Origin of the sequence: Rhodospirillum centenum SW, assembly GCF_000016185.1 — a bacterium.
In the GTDB taxonomy this organism is placed as follows: domain Bacteria; phylum Pseudomonadota; class Alphaproteobacteria; order Azospirillales; family Azospirillaceae; genus Rhodocista; species Rhodocista centena.
In genome coordinates this window covers 1,341,453-1,355,641 of record NC_011420.2, presented here as the reverse complement: position 1 = coordinate 1,355,641, position 14,189 = coordinate 1,341,453, and the positions used below count along the sequence as shown (strand labels likewise).

16 protein-coding genes and 1 tRNA gene are annotated in these 14,189 nt (G+C 71.1%); 6 read left to right on the top strand and 11 right to left on the bottom strand.

Annotation, left to right across the window (positions count from 1 at the left end; genetic code table 11):
* Positions 1-3 precede the first annotated feature (3 nt).
* The 4 genes from RC1_RS06230 to RC1_RS06215 all read left to right on the top strand — a co-directional run bounded on the left by RC1_RS06230 (position 4) and on the right by RC1_RS06215 (position 4,437).
* Entirely contained in the window at positions 4-1,296 is a 1,293-nt protein-coding gene (locus RC1_RS06230; protein WP_012566497.1) for a homoserine dehydrogenase, read from the top strand.
* A gap of 118 nt (positions 1,297-1,414) precedes the next feature.
* Positions 1,415-2,389 carry a class II fructose-bisphosphatase gene (gene glpX, locus RC1_RS06225; protein ID WP_041786108.1) on the top strand — a complete coding sequence of 325 codons (975 nt, stop codon included), beginning with the start codon at positions 1,415-1,417 and terminating at the stop codon, positions 2,387-2,389.
* Between the two features lie 70 nt (positions 2,390-2,459).
* Entirely contained in the window at positions 2,460-4,265 is a 1,806-nt protein-coding gene (recJ, locus tag RC1_RS06220; protein ID WP_012566495.1) for a single-stranded-DNA-specific exonuclease RecJ, read from the top strand.
* Positions 4,266-4,361: 96 nt separating this feature from the next.
* Positions 4,362-4,437, top strand: a tRNA-Glu gene (locus tag RC1_RS06215).
* Between the two features lie 570 nt (positions 4,438-5,007).
* On the opposite strand, the gene RC1_RS21710 is transcribed toward RC1_RS06215, so the two are convergent.
* Genes RC1_RS21710 through RC1_RS06205 form a run of 3 tightly spaced genes read right to left on the bottom strand, consistent with a single transcriptional unit; the run spans position 5,008 to position 5,577 of the window.
* Entirely contained in the window at positions 5,008-5,175 is a 168-nt protein-coding gene (locus RC1_RS21710) for a hypothetical protein (protein ID WP_012566494.1), read from the bottom strand.
* Positions 5,168-5,359, bottom strand: coding sequence for a hypothetical protein (locus tag RC1_RS06210; RefSeq protein WP_012566493.1), 192 nt, complete (start codon positions 5,357-5,359; stop codon positions 5,168-5,170). The genes RC1_RS21710 and RC1_RS06210 overlap by 8 nt, the downstream gene beginning before the upstream one ends.
* Before the next feature lie 2 nt (positions 5,360-5,361).
* The gene (locus tag RC1_RS06205) at positions 5,362-5,577 is read right to left on the bottom strand and encodes a hypothetical protein (protein ID WP_041785172.1); all 216 of its coding nucleotides are present in this window, start codon (positions 5,575-5,577) and stop codon (positions 5,362-5,364) included.
* 161 nt (positions 5,578-5,738) lie between these two features.
* Here RC1_RS06205 and RC1_RS06200 point away from each other — a divergent pair, with 161 nt between their 5' ends.
* Both RC1_RS06200 and RC1_RS06195 read left to right on the top strand, forming a co-directional pair.
* Complete coding sequence (locus RC1_RS06200; protein ID WP_041786107.1) at positions 5,739-5,942, top strand: helix-turn-helix domain-containing protein; 204 nt, start codon at positions 5,739-5,741, stop codon at positions 5,940-5,942.
* Between the two features lie 26 nt (positions 5,943-5,968).
* Complete coding sequence (locus RC1_RS06195) at positions 5,969-6,202, top strand: hypothetical protein (RefSeq protein WP_012566490.1); 234 nt, start codon at positions 5,969-5,971, stop codon at positions 6,200-6,202.
* On the opposite strand, the gene RC1_RS06190 is transcribed toward RC1_RS06195, so the two are convergent.
* The 8 genes from RC1_RS06190 to RC1_RS06155 form a co-directional block, all read right to left on the bottom strand.
* A complete protein-coding gene (locus tag RC1_RS06190; RefSeq protein WP_012566489.1) occupies positions 6,192-6,473 on the bottom strand; it encodes a hypothetical protein in 282 nt (93 codons plus the stop codon). The two genes, RC1_RS06195 and RC1_RS06190, sit on opposite strands and share 11 nt — an antisense overlap.
* 700 nt (positions 6,474-7,173) lie before the next feature.
* Positions 7,174-7,353: a hypothetical protein gene (locus tag RC1_RS06185; protein ID WP_041785169.1), complete on the bottom strand. Its 180-nt coding sequence runs from the start codon at positions 7,351-7,353 to the stop codon at positions 7,174-7,176.
* 170 nt (positions 7,354-7,523) lie between these two features.
* Positions 7,524-7,868, bottom strand: coding sequence for a DUF2190 family protein (locus RC1_RS06180; RefSeq protein ID WP_012566486.1), 345 nt, complete (start codon positions 7,866-7,868; stop codon positions 7,524-7,526).
* Positions 7,869-7,871: 3 nt separating this feature from the next.
* The gene (locus RC1_RS06175) at positions 7,872-8,102 is read right to left on the bottom strand and encodes a phage head-tail joining protein (RefSeq protein WP_012566485.1); all 231 of its coding nucleotides are present in this window, start codon (positions 8,100-8,102) and stop codon (positions 7,872-7,874) included.
* 2 nt (positions 8,103-8,104) lie between these two features.
* The gene (locus tag RC1_RS06170; protein ID WP_012566484.1) at positions 8,105-9,907 is read right to left on the bottom strand and encodes a prohead protease/major capsid protein fusion protein; all 1,803 of its coding nucleotides are present in this window, start codon (positions 9,905-9,907) and stop codon (positions 8,105-8,107) included.
* Entirely contained in the window at positions 9,897-11,381 is a 1,485-nt protein-coding gene (locus RC1_RS06165) for a phage portal protein (RefSeq protein ID WP_012566483.1), read from the bottom strand. Before RC1_RS06165 ends, RC1_RS06170 begins: the two co-directional genes overlap by 11 nt.
* Before the next feature lie 61 nt (positions 11,382-11,442).
* On the bottom strand, positions 11,443-13,362 hold the full coding sequence (locus RC1_RS06160; RefSeq protein ID WP_012566482.1) for a phage terminase large subunit family protein: 1,920 nt from the start codon (positions 13,360-13,362) through the stop codon (positions 11,443-11,445).
* Entirely contained in the window at positions 13,352-13,840 is a 489-nt protein-coding gene (locus tag RC1_RS06155) for a hypothetical protein (RefSeq protein ID WP_012566481.1), read from the bottom strand. Before RC1_RS06155 ends, RC1_RS06160 begins: the two co-directional genes overlap by 11 nt.
* Between the last annotated feature and the right edge of the window lie 349 nt (positions 13,841-14,189).

Here is a 14,189-nt window from a genome sequence, read left to right as displayed (position 1 = left end):
GGCATGGCGAAACCCTTGAAGATCGGTATTGCGGGCCTGGGCACGGTCGGCGGCGGCGTCCTTCAGATCCTCCGGCGCAATGCCGACCTGCTGGAGACGCGCTGCGGCCGGCCGGTGGTCGTCACCGCCGTCAGCGCCCGCTCCCGCGGCAAGGACCGCGGTGCCGATCTGTCGGGGCTGCGCTGGTACGACGATGCCGCGGCGCTGGCCCACGATCCCGAGGTCGATGTCGTCTGCGAACTGATCGGCGGTTCCGACGGGGTCGCCAAGGCCCTGGTGGAGACGGCGCTGGCCAACGGGCGGCATGTCGTCACGGCGAACAAGGCGCTGCTGGCCCGGCATGGCACGGCCCTGGCGCTCGCCGCCGAATCCCGCGGCCTGACGCTCGCCTACGAGGCGGCGGTGGCCGGCGGCATTCCGGTCATCAAGGGCCTGCGCGAGGGGCTGGCGGCCAACCGGGTGCGTGAGGTCCACGGCATCCTGAACGGCACCTGCAACTACATCCTGACGGAGATGCGCACCACCGGCCGCGACTTCGCGGACGTGCTGGCGGATGCGCAGCGGCTTGGCTACGCCGAGGCCGATCCGGGCTTCGACATCGACGGCGTGGATGCGGCACACAAGCTCGCCATCCTCACCGCCGTCGCCTTCGGCTGCCAGGTCGATTTCGATGCCGTGCATGTCGAGGGCATCCGGCACATCTCCTCGCTCGACATCCAGTACGCGGACGAGCTGGGCTACCGCATCCGCCTGCTCGCCATCGGCCGGCGGACGGAGCGGGGGATCGAACAGCGGGTGCATCCCTGCATGGTGCCCGTCGGCTCGCCCATCGGTGCCACGGACGGCGTCTTCAACGCGGTGGTGGCGGACGGCGACTTCGTGGACAAGGTCGTGCTGGTCGGCCGCGGTGCCGGCGCCGGCCCCACCGCTTCGGCCGTGGTGGCGGACCTGCTGGACATCGCCCAGGGGCGCCGCACCCCGACCTTCGGCGTTCCGGCGGAACGGCTGGTACCGCTGCCGGCGTCTCCGATCGACAGCCGGCGCGGCCGCTACTATCTGCGGCTGATGGTGGTGGACCGGCCCGGCGTCATCGCCGACGTGGCGGCGCTGCTGCGCGATCACAACGTCTCCATGGAGGCGTTCCTGCAACGCGGCCGCGCGCCCGGCGAGGCGGTGCCCGTGGTGCTGACGACGCATGAGACGGACGAGGCCGCCATGCAGCGGGCGCTGGCCCAGATCGGCGCGCTGGACACGGTGCTGGAGCCGCCGCGGCTGATCCGTATCGAGGATTTCTGACCACGCCGACCCTGGCGTGACCGATGAATACCTGACTCCCAAGGGGGACATTATGGACACGAGAAAGAGCGGCGTTGACGCCGTCCCGGTGAGCGTTCGCGGCGACATCTCGCTGGTCATGGACCGCAACCTCGCGCTCGAGGTCGTGCGCGTGACCGAGGCGGCGGCGCTGTCCGCCTCGCTGCTGATGGGGCGCGGTGACGAGAAGGCGGCCGACCAGGCCGCCGTCGATGCCATGCGCCAGGCCCTGAACAGCCTGTCCATCGACGGCTGCGTCGTGATCGGCGAGGGTGAGCGCGACGAGGCGCCGATGCTCTACATCGGCGAGAAGGTCGGCACCGGCACGGGGCCGAAGATCGACATCGCCCTGGACCCGCTGGAAGGCACGACCATCTGCGCCAAGGGCGGCCCGAACGCGCTGGCCGTCATCGCCATGGCGGAGGCCGGCGGCTTCCTGAACGCCCCCGACGTCTACATGGACAAGATCGCCGTCGGCGGTGGCCTGCCCGAGGGCGTGGTGGACCTGGACGAGAAGGTCGAGACCAACCTGCGCAATCTGGCCAAGGCCAAGGGCGCGGACGTGTCCGAGCTGGTCGTCTGCATCCTGGACCGGCCGCGTCATGCCGAGCTGATCGCGCGGGCGCGCGAGGCCGGGGCGCGCATCATGCTGATCGGCGACGGCGACGTCTCCGGCGTCATCGCCACCAGCCAGCCGCAGTCCGGCATTGACATCTACATGGGTTCCGGTGGCGCGCCGGAGGGCGTGCTGGCGGCCGCGGCCCTGCGCTGCATCGGCGGTCAGTTCCAGGGCCGGCTGCTGTTCCGCAATGAAGACGAGCGCGAGCGCGCCCGCCGCTGGGGCATCACCGACCTCAGCCGCAAGTACGCCCTGCACGACCTCGCTTCGGGCGACGTGATGTTCGCCGCCACCGGCGTCACCACCGGCGCCATGCTGCGCGGCGTGCGCCGGTTCCCGGGCGGGGCGGTCACGCATTCCGTGGTCATGCGGTCGAAGAGCGGGACCGTGCGCTATGTCGAGGCGCACCATAATTTCCGCACCAAGACGAGCATGATCCCCGAACCGAAGTCCTGAGCCTTCTGTTCCCGTCCGCGTCTGAAGAAAGCCGCCGTCCCGGCCTGTCCGGGGCGGCGGGGGCCGGTCCATGCCGACAGCCAGCGTTCCCGAGTCCGCCTTCCTGGGTGTCCACAGCTCCGTCACGGGTCGGCGCTGGCGCGCCCGGCCGGTGGATGAGCGGCTGGCCCTGACCTTCGCCCAGAGCCGCGGCCTGCCGGAGATCGTCGGCCGCCTGCTCGCTGCCCGTGGCGTCACCCTGGACGCCGTGGACGATTTCCTCGCCCCCTCGCTGCGCACGCAGCTTCCCGATCCCAGCGTCCTGCGCGACATGGACGCCGCCGCCGGCCGCATCGCCCATGCCGTCCGCACGGGCGAGGGCATCGCCGTGTTCGGTGACTACGACGTGGACGGCGCTACCTCCTCGGCCCTGCTGGCGCGCTTCCTCCGCGCCCTGGGGGTGGAGCCGCGCATCCACATCCCCGACCGCATCGCCGAGGGCTACGGCCCCAACCTGCCGGCCCTGCTGCGCCTGCGCGACCAGGGCGTGCGGCTGGTCGTCACCGTGGACTGCGGCACCACCGCCTTCGACGTGCTGGACGGCGCGGCCGAGGCCGGGCTCGATGTCGTCGTGGTGGACCATCACAAGGCCGAACCGCGGCTGCCGCGGACGGTGGCGCTGGTCAACCCGAACCGGCTGGACGAGCCGCCGGGAGGCCCGCTGGGCACGCTGGCCGCCGTCGGCGTCACCTTCCTGCTGGTCGTGGCGGTGAACCGCGCCCTGCGCCGCGACGGCTTCTACAGCGGCCGGGCGGAGCCGGCGCTGCTCGACTGGCTGGACCTGGTGGCGCTGGGCACCGTCTGCGACGTGGTGCCCCTGACCGGGCTGAACCGCGTGTTCGTGGCCCAGGGGCTGAAGGTCGCCGGCCGCCGCGCTAATCCCGGCATCCGCGCCCTGGCCGACGTGGCCGGCGTCACCGACCGCTTTGACACCTATCACGCCGGCTTCATCGTCGGGCCGCGGGTGAATGCCGGCGGCCGGGTGGGGCGGTCGGACCTGGGCAGCCGCATCCTCTCCACCGACGATCCGGCGGAGGCGCTTGAGCTGGCCCGCCAGCTCCACGACCTGAATGCCGAGCGGCGTGAGCTGGAGGCGGTCGTGCTGGAGGAGGCGCTGGCGCTGGTCGAGGGGGTCGCTGGCGACTCGCCCGAGCTGGTGCTGGCGGCGGGGGAGGGCTGGCATCCCGGCGTCATCGGCATCGTCGCCTCCCGTCTCAAGGAACGGTTCAACCGTCCGGCCTGCGTGGTGGCGCTGGAAGGGGGACTCGGCAAGGCGTCGGGCCGGTCGGTGCGCGGCGTGGACCTCGGCGCCGCGGTGATCGCGGCGCGGCAGGCGGGGCTGCTGCTGGCCGGCGGCGGCCACGCCATGGCGGCCGGCTTCACGGTGGAGGCGGCGCGGTTGGACGATCTGCGGGCCTTCCTGCGCGAGCGTATCGGCGCCCAGCTTGCGGAGGCCGGGCCGCTGGTGCCGACGCTCAGCCTGGACGGTGCCATCGCCGTGCGCGGCGCCGGCACCGACCTGTTGCAGCATCTGGAGCGGCTGGCCCCCTACGGCACCGGCAATCCGGAGCCGCGCTTCGCCGTTACCGACGCCCGCATCGTCCGCGCCGATGTGGTCGGGGCGAATCATGTGCGCTGCATCCTCACCGGGCCGGACGGGGCGAGGCTGAAGGGAATCGCCTTCCGCGCGCTCGACGGGGCGTTGGGGGAGGCGCTGCTGCGCTCGGGCGGGATGCCCCTGCATCTGGCCGGAACCCTGCGGGCGGACCGCTGGAACGGGCAGGAGGGCGTGCAGCTCTTCATTGACGACGCGGCCCCCGCGGGCGCTTCCGCCTGACCCGCGCGCGGGCGAATTCCGGCCCTGCGCCGGGGTACGACGAATAGGCTTGATTTCTCCCCGGCCGGCCGCTAACAGTCTGCCCCGCCTCACAGCGTCCCCATCGTCTAGAGGCCTAGGACACCAGCCTTTCACGTTGGTAACACGGGTTCGAATCCCGTTGGGGACGCCAAGGTTTTCAAGGGGTTAGCGGTTTCCAAGCTCCGGCTTCCCCAACTTTTCCCCAATATACATGGCTGGATTGCGGTAGACGCATGTGGACGGAGGGTCGTTCCGCATGTGCGTTCAGATGTCCGCACCCCGCATGTTCCCTTCCACACTCGATGCCCTGCCGAACGGGTGGCGGTGGAGGCGGCGGGCGCAGGAAGCGCCCGTGCCGGGCAGCCGCGAGACGGGCAGGCATCGGAGCAATCAGGAAGGGGCGGGGCGATCCGTCGGGCGTAGGGCGATGGCCTGACACCCGCGCTGTGCGGCCCAGGATGCGCGAATCAGGGGGAGGCGCAGGGAGCGCGCTTCACCATATCCCGAGGCCACTGGACGGGCCGGAACGGCATGGAGACCACCGGGCGCTATCTTGGGCAGGACTGGCAGGACTGGCGGCCCATGTTTGATCCGGCAGCGAGCCCGCCCCCCGCTCCGCCCGGCGGTCATGCAGACGTAGAAAGCCCCGCCGCGGCGGACCGGGCGGGGCTTAAGGGATGGGCGGGTCAGTCCGCGGGGGTGCGGATCGCCCGGCGTGTCGTCATTCCCCGCCCCGCATCCTTGCCTTGACCGCGGCTTCATGGTGCTCGCGGGCGACCTGCCGGGCGATGATCCTGACCAGTTCAGTGGCGACGGATTGGACGACTGCTTCTGCCTCTTCGGGCGACATCGGCCGGCGGGGCGGGTTCGGGGGCGTCTCGTCAGCCATGGCGGCCCCTCACCTTCGCGACAGCCTTCTCCGCGATGACGGCCGCGGCCGCTCCGTCAGGAGCGGCAAGGATTTCGATGTAAAGGAGCAACGCCCGCAGCATGCTCTTGGGAAGCTCCTTGACGGCGCGGTTGGCCAGTTCGTTCAGCTCTTCATCCAAGGGGAACTTCGGTCTGCTCGCCATGGTCAGCCCTCCGCCGTCAGAGATGCAATAACCGCGTCGATCTGAGTGCCGAGGTTGTACAGGGAGTGGTAATTCACCGAGTATCCTGTCTCCGTGGCGATGGCGAGCGCCGTCAGCGTGCACGCGATCCCATGGAGCACAAGGATCCCCTCGTGGCTGTCGGAAACGTGATTCGTCGTGGCGCCGGGCAAAGTCGTGGCATTCTGAGAACCAGCCATGGTCCGCAGCTCCTATCAGCTCGGGTTGTGGTGAGGCCGGGCCGGGTGTTGCAGCACCCTGTCCGGTCGTTTCTCTTGCCCGGCAATCACAACACTGTTAACATTTCCCCGTCAAGAGAAATCACAACAGGGTTGTGACCGTGCTTCCTGTCCAGTGCCGCATGGCGCGCGTTGCCCTGAACCTCGGCGTCCGAGACTTGGCGGTCGCGGCTAAGGTGTCCACTCAGACGATTTCGAGGTTCGAACGCGGGGACGAGTTGAAGCCGTCCACCATCGCCGCGATCCGCACCGCCCTGGAATCGGCCGGCGTCGAGCTCATCCCCGAGAACGGCGGCGGGCCGGGCGTGCGGCTGAAGAAGCCATAGGCGCCGCGCAGGAGACGGGGAACCCGATGTCCAGATCACGGCGCCGCAATCCGTTCTGCGGGAGCACGACCGCCCCCAGCGACAAGCCGTTCAAGGCGGCGGAGAACCGGGCCGCCCGGCGCCGGGCGCGGATCGTGCTGCGGGTCACCCAGGATGGAGACGCGGCGCCCGGCCGGCGGGAATACGGCGATCCGTGGCGTGCTCCGAAGGACGGGAAGCAGCGGTTCGGCCTGGATCGGCCCGAGATGTTCAGGAAGTGACGGCCGCGTCCCGTGCGGCCTGCTTCGCTTCGTCGGAGATGGCGGCGATCTTGACGGCGCGCTGTGCTTCGGTGCGATCAATGCCGAGTTCGCGGACGGCCGCCTTGATGCCCTTGTCGTGAGGTTGCCTGCCGCCAGGGGGCGCAACTTGCGCCCCCTTATCAGCCGTCAGCCTGACCCACTCCGCGATATGCTCTGCCCGCTCCTGCACCGTCAGTTCGGCGCGGTGCAGGTTCTCCGCGATCTCCCACAGGCGGGCCGTGGCGATCACACGCCCGGCGGGGTTGCTGCTTTCAGGTCTTCACCCCCGGCATCTTGTAGGGTTCTTGTCTCGTTCTCACACCATCTTGACCATCGGCCGTGGTGCAGTATATCGATATGCGACATAGCCCAATAGGCCCGGCAGAACGGGTCGGCAAACATCCGCAGCAGGAGCAGGGTTTCCTCTGTCGGAGCCGGGCAGACGCTCAAGGTCCGTCGGTCGGTCATCCTGGTGGTTGGCTTGCGGCGGATCAGGACCGGGCTCCGGAACAACCCGCCCCGGATGGACCCCGCCTTGCCGTGAGAGGGTGCGGTGATCCAGCGTCACAGAGAGCAGCGATAAAGGCCGACAGCGTGACCCCGGCCGCCTGTAGCAAGGTCGCATCTCACGGCTACGTCTCGTCTGCCCGGCTCCGTCCGTGACGAACGTAGCTTCGCCCTCGGAAGGCGGAGCTACGCCCCGAGCAACCCCCACCATCCGTGACCATCTCGATCACGGTTACCCACCACCCCATCTGACCACCGCCACGACAGCCCTGAAGATCCCGATCCGCCCAGCGATGTCGTCGGGCAACCCGGCGGTCATCGGCATGGCCGCGGCGATCCAGCGCGGGCGTGCGACCAGGAGCGGGTTCACCACGACGGTGCGGCCCAGCCACGGGTCGCGGCCCGGCCTCCAGATTTCCGGGGTCAGCGCCGCGCCGTCCGCCTCATCCGGTGAGGGAAACCGGGACGCGCCCGAAGCCGTCGGGCCGGGGCACCAGGGTGGGCGGGTAGTCCGCCACCGCCAGCGACCGCCCGAAACGGTCGGGGTCGCCATCCGCGGCACAGCGGGCCAGCATCAGCGCCGCGGACAGGTAGTCGTGGGAGCCGCGATCCCAGGGCCACATGCGCGGCGGGCGGTGCCTGAACGGCCGTCGGGGGAAGCGGACCCGGCCGCGACCGAAGCCGTGGACACGCACCCGCCTCCCCCTCCTGCGACGGCCCCGCCGCTTCGTCGGGGGCACCCGGCCCCCTGGTCCTGGTCCAGCATCCGGCCGCAGCCGGGGGCAATCTCTCTCTACGCCGCCGCCGTCGCCACGCCGTCGAGCCGCACCCGCACCGTGCCGGCGCCGTTGCCGGCGGGGGTGACCGCGACGCCGACGGGATAGAGGCCCGTGCCCGGCGCGGCGCAGCGGGCGTTGACCGCATCCCAGGAGACGGGGCCGCCGGCCGTGAAGACGGCAGCGGTGGCCTTGGGCAGATCGAACACGCCCCGCGTCGCGAGCACGACGGCTGCACCGGCGGGGGCGGTCTCGGCAGCGACACCGAACAGGGCGCCCACCAGCACGCCGGCACCGCTGGCGACACCGCCGGCCGGAGCAGTCACCTCGACCAGATCGCCGGATTGAACGAACGTCTTCATGGGTCAGGTTCCCTTGCAGGATGTGGTTCGGATCATGGTGACGGGGCCGGCACCGGTCGCCGCGGCGATCTGGCGTTCCACTTCGGCCAGCGCCGCGCGCAGCTCGGCGTCGCTCCGGTAGGTGACGCTCCGGCCGCCACCGCCCCCGGTATTGAACTCGACGGAGCGGACGCCGGAGTAGCGGGCGCGCTGAAGCGCGTCCCGCCACCCCATCAGCTCGTCCAGCGTCGCCACGGTCAGGCTCCGGCGTTGCTGTAGACGCCGCGGAAGTCGATCACCCCGGCGGCGAAGTCCAGCCCGGCACGGACCTTCACGGCCTGCGTGTCGAAGTCGGTTTCGGTGAGAATCTGCGGCCCGGCGGCGCCGTTGACGTAGCCGTAGACCAGCGTCGGGGCCTGCGCCGGTTCCGCCACCAGGAACCAGCGGTTCCCCGTGATCTCGGCATCCACCACAAGCTCGAACTGCGCGGCCCAGGGGTTCACGTCGCCCGCCTTGGTCGGATTGATCTGCGCCAGGATGCGCCGGGCCGCGGCCTCCCGCGCGGGACCGACAACCAGGTAGCGCGGCCGCAGATTCAGCTTGGCGCCGTCCAGCCCGGTCATGGCGCGCAGGGCCTGCACGGCGGCGTCGATCCCGTCCGCGATGGCGGAGCCGCTGGCGGCCTTGTTGCCATGGTCCGCGTGGAACAGCGCCTTGCCGTCGCTCAGGACCGGCCCGTCGCCGGCCAGCAGCCCGTAGACGGTGGCGTTCTCGAACTGCGCGGCGCGGATCGCGATCAGCGACGAGAAGTCGGCCAGCGCACCCAGGTCGTCGTTGACCAGCGCCCGGCGCCCGATGGCGATGCCCGTCGCGAACTCGCCGGGCGTCACCGTCTCGCGGTTCTCGGAGATGGAGCCGTACTGGACCTCGGCGCCTTCCGCCAAGTTCCTGAACGTCGGGAAGTCGCCCACCCGGAGAAACTTGTGCGGCTTGAAGTCGTTGAACGACCGCGGCGCGGCAATCATGCGATAGGTCGGGGCCGCGGCCTCGTACTGCGCCTCCAGCGCCTTGTTCGCGGCGTCGGCCAGCAGGGCGGGGAAGTCGGAGGTGCCATGGGCACCGATGGCGCGGGTCAGGAGCGCATCCCGGTCCCAGGGGTTCACCCGCTCGCCGCGGGCCGCCAGAAGCTGGCCCAGCAGCGCCATCGGGCCGTGGCCGCGATACTGGACGGCCTGACCCTCCAGCTTGACGTGGGCGGGCGCGAGCCGGTGGGCCAGGGCATCGGCCATGGCGCGGCGGATCACCGTGGGATCTTCGTAGGACGTGCCCACGGTCACGCTGCCGGCCGGCGCGCGATTGTCCACCGGCCGGGCGCGCTTCGCCATCGCCTCGAAGGCCAGCCGGCGGGCCTCGTCGGCGTCGGCGTCGCGGTCGATCAGCTCGTCGGCCCAGCCGGCGGGCAGGCCGGCGGCGGTGGCGATGCTGCGGATGGTCCGGTTCGTCTCGGTCCGGGTGCTCACCACCGGATCGGTGGTGCTCTCGGTGGTGGCGGTCATGGCGGATGTACTCCTGATCAGGGCTCCCGAATCCACCGGGAGCGGGGTCAACGAAATCTCGACGGGTTTCCAGGCGGCGGCGACGAAGACCGGCCGTCCGTTCCGCGTGCCGGCCGGGCGCCATGTGGTCACCACGTAGCCGAGGGACACGCCCCGGATCGAACCGGCCTCGATCTTGGCGAGCACCGCCTCCGCTTCCTCCGACGGGTCGAAGCGCAGGCCGGCGATGATCGTGCTTCCCTCCCGCCGCGCCCCGGCCACCGTGCCTACGGCGGCATCGGTGACGTTGTGATGATCCTTCAGGACCGGGCCGCCGATCAGGGCCGACAGGTCCGCGCCGGCCGCGTCCAACTCTTCCACCCAGGGTCCGGCGCTGCCGTCCGGGGCGGGGCCGGGGCGGACAGCCGGGGCCGGGCCGGAGAGCGCCACGGCTTCCACGGTGCGGGCGGCACGGTCGAGGGTGGACGGGCGCCCGGCGGCGCGGGTGAGAATATCAAGGCTCATCTTCAGACTCCGGGTCCTGCGCCGGCGCGGCGGTGGCAGCGGGCGCGGCGGTGGGCGCGTTGGGGGCGGCGGGCGCCGTGGTGGGCGTGGACGTTGTGAAGATCAGGCCGGCGGCGGCATCGGCCGCACGCTCGGCGGCGATCTCGGCCCGGACTCGCGCGATGTCCACGCCGCGCCGGGCCAGCGCCTGCGTCTTGCTCATCAGGCCGGCCCCGATGGCGCCGACCTCGGCCGCAAGGTCCTTGGCGGGATCAACCCATTCCTGCCGCGGCGGCAGCCACTCGACATCATGGTAGGCGGCCGGGTCGCCGGCATAGGCGCGGGCGTCGATCCGCCCGGACAGGACGGCGGCGCGGATGAAGCGGTCCCACACGGGGCGGCAGAACTTGAAGACCACGACGTTGTGCTGCCAGTGTTCCAGGCGCTTCCTGAACTCGACCAGCCCGGCGCGGATGCTGGAATAGTTCACACTCGACAGGTCGCCGGTGAGCACCTCGTAGGGCAGGCCGAGGCCGGCGGCGATGGCGCGGAGGTGCTCCTTCACGAACGGGCCGTAGTGCTGCGACTCGCGCGGGTCGAAGAACTCCAACGAGGTTCCGGGGCGCAGCGGGACGATGGTCCCGGGCTCAAGCCCAGCGGTCAGCACGCCGTTCGACACCGTGCCGGGCAGTCCGCCCGCGTCGCCGTTGGGGTCCACAAGGGCCGCACAGATCAGGTTGGCGAGCTTCGCCCGGACCAGCGCCGCATCCTGAAGCTGGTCCAACTCCGACAGCGCCAACAGGACCGGGGCGAACCAGGACAGCCCGCGAACCTGTCCCGGCTCCAAGGCCTCGAACAGGTGAACCACGTCCTCGGCCGGGAGCCGCACCGGCGACCACCCGGCCTTCGCCATGGCCGTGAAGGGATCTTCGGGCCGGAAGGGCAACGCCAGATAGGCCAGCCGGCGGCCCATCTCGTCATGCTCGATCCCGCCCCGCACCCTGTTGTTGACCAGCGCCATGGGCCAGTCGGTCGGGACCTGGGATGGATGCAGCAGGCGCAGGCGCAGGGGCACGTCCGCCCCGGCATCGTCGTCCAGCAGGAGGTGGGCGAAGCTCTCGCCCGTCTCGATCCACTGCCGCACGGCCAGCGCCTGCAACCCGTAGAAGTCGGTGCCGGCGTCGAAGTCGGCCCGATCCGTCCAGCGCGCGAACATCTCGGCCAGCCGCGCGCGCTCCGCCGGGTCCGGGTGCTGCGGCGACGGCACGATGCCCGGCCCGACGATGTTCGCGACCAGGGCCGACACGGCCGCCGCGGCGGTCGCGTTGTTCCGCGCGGCGTAGGCGGCCCTCTCCCGGATCGTCCGTCCGGCACCGAGGATGTCGGTATTCAGGTTGGAGACCCGCGCCCCCGCCGGCCAGCGCAGGCCCGCACCGCCCGCCTCAAGCGCGCGGCGCTGTGTTCCACCGAAGTATCGTCGAAACAGGGTGAGCATGGGCGCCCGGCCATAGGTCAGTGCGCCTATGTTCTACGACTATCATCCTTCCGTCAACGGATCAGTTCCGCCCGTGAATGTACCGCGAGCGGATCGGGCCAAACGGGGCGGCGGGCGGTGGCGGTGGGCCTCCCGGCGGGGACGGTGCGGGAGACGGGGCCGGCGCGGTGCAGACACCCAGGGTCCTCTCCAGCTCCGACCAAGCGTCATCGTCCAGCCGGTCCAGCCCTTGGCGGGCGGCGGCGGCGCGGGCATAGACTCGGCAGTCCAGCGCTTCGTTCCTGTCGCGCAGCTTTTCCCAGGCCGTGACGCGGGCGCGGCCCTTGCCGCCGCGGGTGACGCGGTGTTCCGCCACCAACTGCTTGCAGGTTTCCTCGCCTATGTGCATGGGAATGTGGACATAACCCGCAGGACACGGCTCCCCGTCACCCGGCCGGGGCAGGCGCAGGCACCCGTAGAACTCCGACTTCGCGGCGGCGCTCCCCACGGGCCACAGCTTGACGCCGTTGGCGATCTTCTTGCCGCGGTGGTTCACGTCGCTGGCGGACGGCTGGCCGAGGATCGGCGCCAGCGCCTGCGAGGAACCCTTCACGGCCATGACGCGGGGGCCGGCGGTGCGGACCCACACCTTGACCGCCTCCATCGTCACGCCGTCGCCCGCGTCGATTGCCACCATGGTGATCGGCAGGGATGGACCGGCCGCGTGCGGGAAGGTCTCCGCCAGCAGGGCGGACAGGTTGCGCCACACGGCGGCGTCGAACGGGTCCCCCATCAGCACGCGATGGTCCACGAGCCAACTTTCCCGGCCGCGGCCCCAGGCCCACACCGACACCTCGATGCGATCCCGCTGCACGTCGGCACCCGCCGTCAGGAACAGCCCGCCGGCCGGGACCGTGCCCGGCTCCCACACCTCCCGGCGGTCATAGAGCCGCTGCCAGTCCGGCGCTTCGCCCCGGTCAACCCAGGTTTCGCCCAGCACCGTGTTCGTGAAGACCTGAAGGCGCTCCCGATCCTTGCGGGCGGCCAGGAACTCGGCCACCAGCTTGGGCCACGCCGCCCCCGGCAACGGGCAGTAGGCGCTCCAGATGTGAAAGGAGCGGTGCCCCCGGAACGGCGCCTCGGCCACCCACCGGCCGCGCTCCAACATGTCCAGCTTGTGACTCTCGTCGATGGGGCAGCCGTTGGCACAGACATAGTGCGCTGTTTCGGGATCGCCGTCCGACCAGCGCATCCCGGCGCCGGTCCCGTCCCCCCAGCGGAGCGCCTGAAACTCCCCGCAATGGGGGCACGGCACATGGTAGCGCTCCATCGTGCCGGCGGCGAAGGCGGCGGCGATCTTCGACTCCCCGTCCAGCAGCGGCGTGGAGCCCAGCACGGCCAGCGGGCGGAGGGATTGTGTCAGCCTCTTCAGGCCCAGCGCGATCTGGTCGCCTTCCCGCCCGGCGGCGGGCGGATAGCCGTCTACTTCGTCGAACAGCAGCACGTCCAGATCGATCCTGCGGAAGGCGCGGGGGCTGTTCGCGCCCGCGATCCTCAACGAGCCGCCGGGGAACGCCTTGCGCTTGATCGTGTCGCCCTTCTGCTTTGCCCCCGCCTCCGACAGCAGCCCGGCCAGCACCGGCCAGTCCCGCAGCGGGTCGACTGTGTCCTTGGAATAGTCCTCGCCATCCTCGGTTGTGGGCTGCACAACCATGATCTTGGACGGGCGCTGCGCGATGAAGTAGCCCAGCGCTGCGGACAGCATCTGCGTGTACCCGACGCGGGCCGATTTCATCACCGTGACCTGGTGAACCGCCGGATCGGTCATCGCGTCCAGAATGTCCCGCTGGTACGGGTAGGGCCGGAACACCGATCCATCGTAGAGCCGGGCGTGCTGCTCCGCCCACTCGGCCAGTGACAGCCGCGGCGGCGGGCGCAGGGCCGCGAACCACCCGGACGCGGCCTCGGCCACCAGCGGGGACACGGGCAGATCAAGCGGCATCGGCCCTGTCCTCGGCGGTGGCGATCACCCGTTCCTCGGCCAGCTCCACCAGCACGGCCTGCACGGCGTCGTCCAGCCGGCGGCGCACCTCGGCCGGATCGGTCAGTCGGGCCAGCGGGCCGGACAGCCGCGCCGGCAGGGCGGTGAAGCGGTCGCGCACGATCTGAAAGGCCGCGGTCACGGCGCGGGTGATGTCGGCGCGGGGGAGCAAATCCAGTCGCAGGGCCGCGTTCCGCAAGGCATAATGGTCTGCCTGTTCGCGGGCCAGCCGCGCCCTTTCGGCGGTCAGATCGTCACCGCCCGGTCCCAGGGCGCGGCCGGCGGCGACTTCGCGCAGGTGCCGAATGTAGGCGAGCCGGCAGGCGTCCAGGTCCAGCGCCCCGCGGCGGGCGTTCGGGAGCACGCCCTTGTCCAGCAGCTCCCGGATGGACCTGTCCGTTAAATCCAGATGCTTGCCGACTTCCTGTTGCGTGGCCATGGCGCGATCCCATCCGATCTAGGATTTATATCGCAATCGGATAGGAAGCGGAACCCCCTGTGCGGGATCATGTCTAGGGCGGTCATGGGGTCCGAACCACCCCCACGCCACCCTCCCCGGAAGGACCCGCCCGAAGTGGTAGGCCCGAGGCCGCGGGGCGGGGCAGCCGGCGGCCCCTGCGCCCGGCGGCGGGGGTTGATGCCCGCCGGGGCGGCGGCGTCACCATCACCGCGCGACCCGTGCGACGCCATGCCCGATTGCGGGCGCTGCGGCGGCCCGTGGTGGGGGTGAAGCGCCGGCGGCCGGGGTGGTAGCGGCCCCACACCCGAGAATGCATCCACGGGCCGCC

Bases quoted from the DNA above. Each gene is read 5' to 3' on its own strand.
- RC1_RS06205 (WP_041785172.1), bottom strand. From the start codon at position 5,577: ATGGCTGGTTCTCAGAATGCCACGACTTTGCCCGGCGCCACGACGAAT.
- RC1_RS21710 (WP_012566494.1), bottom strand. From the start codon at position 5,175: ATGGCTGACGAGACGCCCCCGAACCCGCCCCGCCGGCCGATGTCGCCC.
- RC1_RS06160 (WP_012566482.1), bottom strand. From the start codon at position 13,362: ATGCCGCTTGATCTGCCCGTGTCCCCGCTGGTGGCCGAGGCCGCGTCC.
- RC1_RS06200 (WP_041786107.1), top strand. From the start codon at position 5,739: ATGGCGCGCGTTGCCCTGAACCTCGGCGTCCGAGACTTGGCGGTCGCG.
- glpX (WP_041786108.1), top strand. From the start codon at position 1,415: ATGGACCGCAACCTCGCGCTCGAGGTCGTGCGCGTGACCGAGGCGGCG.
- RC1_RS06180 (WP_012566486.1), bottom strand. From the start codon at position 7,868: ATGAAGACGTTCGTTCAATCCGGCGATCTGGTCGAGGTGACTGCTCCG.
- RC1_RS06195 (WP_012566490.1), top strand. From the start codon at position 5,969: ATGTCCAGATCACGGCGCCGCAATCCGTTCTGCGGGAGCACGACCGCC.
- RC1_RS06210 (WP_012566493.1), bottom strand. From the start codon at position 5,359: ATGGCGAGCAGACCGAAGTTCCCCTTGGATGAAGAGCTGAACGAACTG.
- RC1_RS06230 (WP_012566497.1), top strand. From the start codon at position 4: ATGGCGAAACCCTTGAAGATCGGTATTGCGGGCCTGGGCACGGTCGGC.
- RC1_RS06170 (WP_012566484.1), bottom strand. From the start codon at position 9,907: ATGAGCCTTGATATTCTCACCCGCGCCGCCGGGCGCCCGTCCACCCTC.
- RC1_RS06185 (WP_041785169.1), bottom strand. From the start codon at position 7,353: ATGTGGCCCTGGGATCGCGGCTCCCACGACTACCTGTCCGCGGCGCTG.
- RC1_RS06165 (WP_012566483.1), bottom strand. From the start codon at position 11,381: ATGCTCACCCTGTTTCGACGATACTTCGGTGGAACACAGCGCCGCGCG.
- RC1_RS06155 (WP_012566481.1), bottom strand. From the start codon at position 13,840: ATGGCCACGCAACAGGAAGTCGGCAAGCATCTGGATTTAACGGACAGG.
- recJ (WP_012566495.1), top strand. From the start codon at position 2,460: ATGCCGACAGCCAGCGTTCCCGAGTCCGCCTTCCTGGGTGTCCACAGC.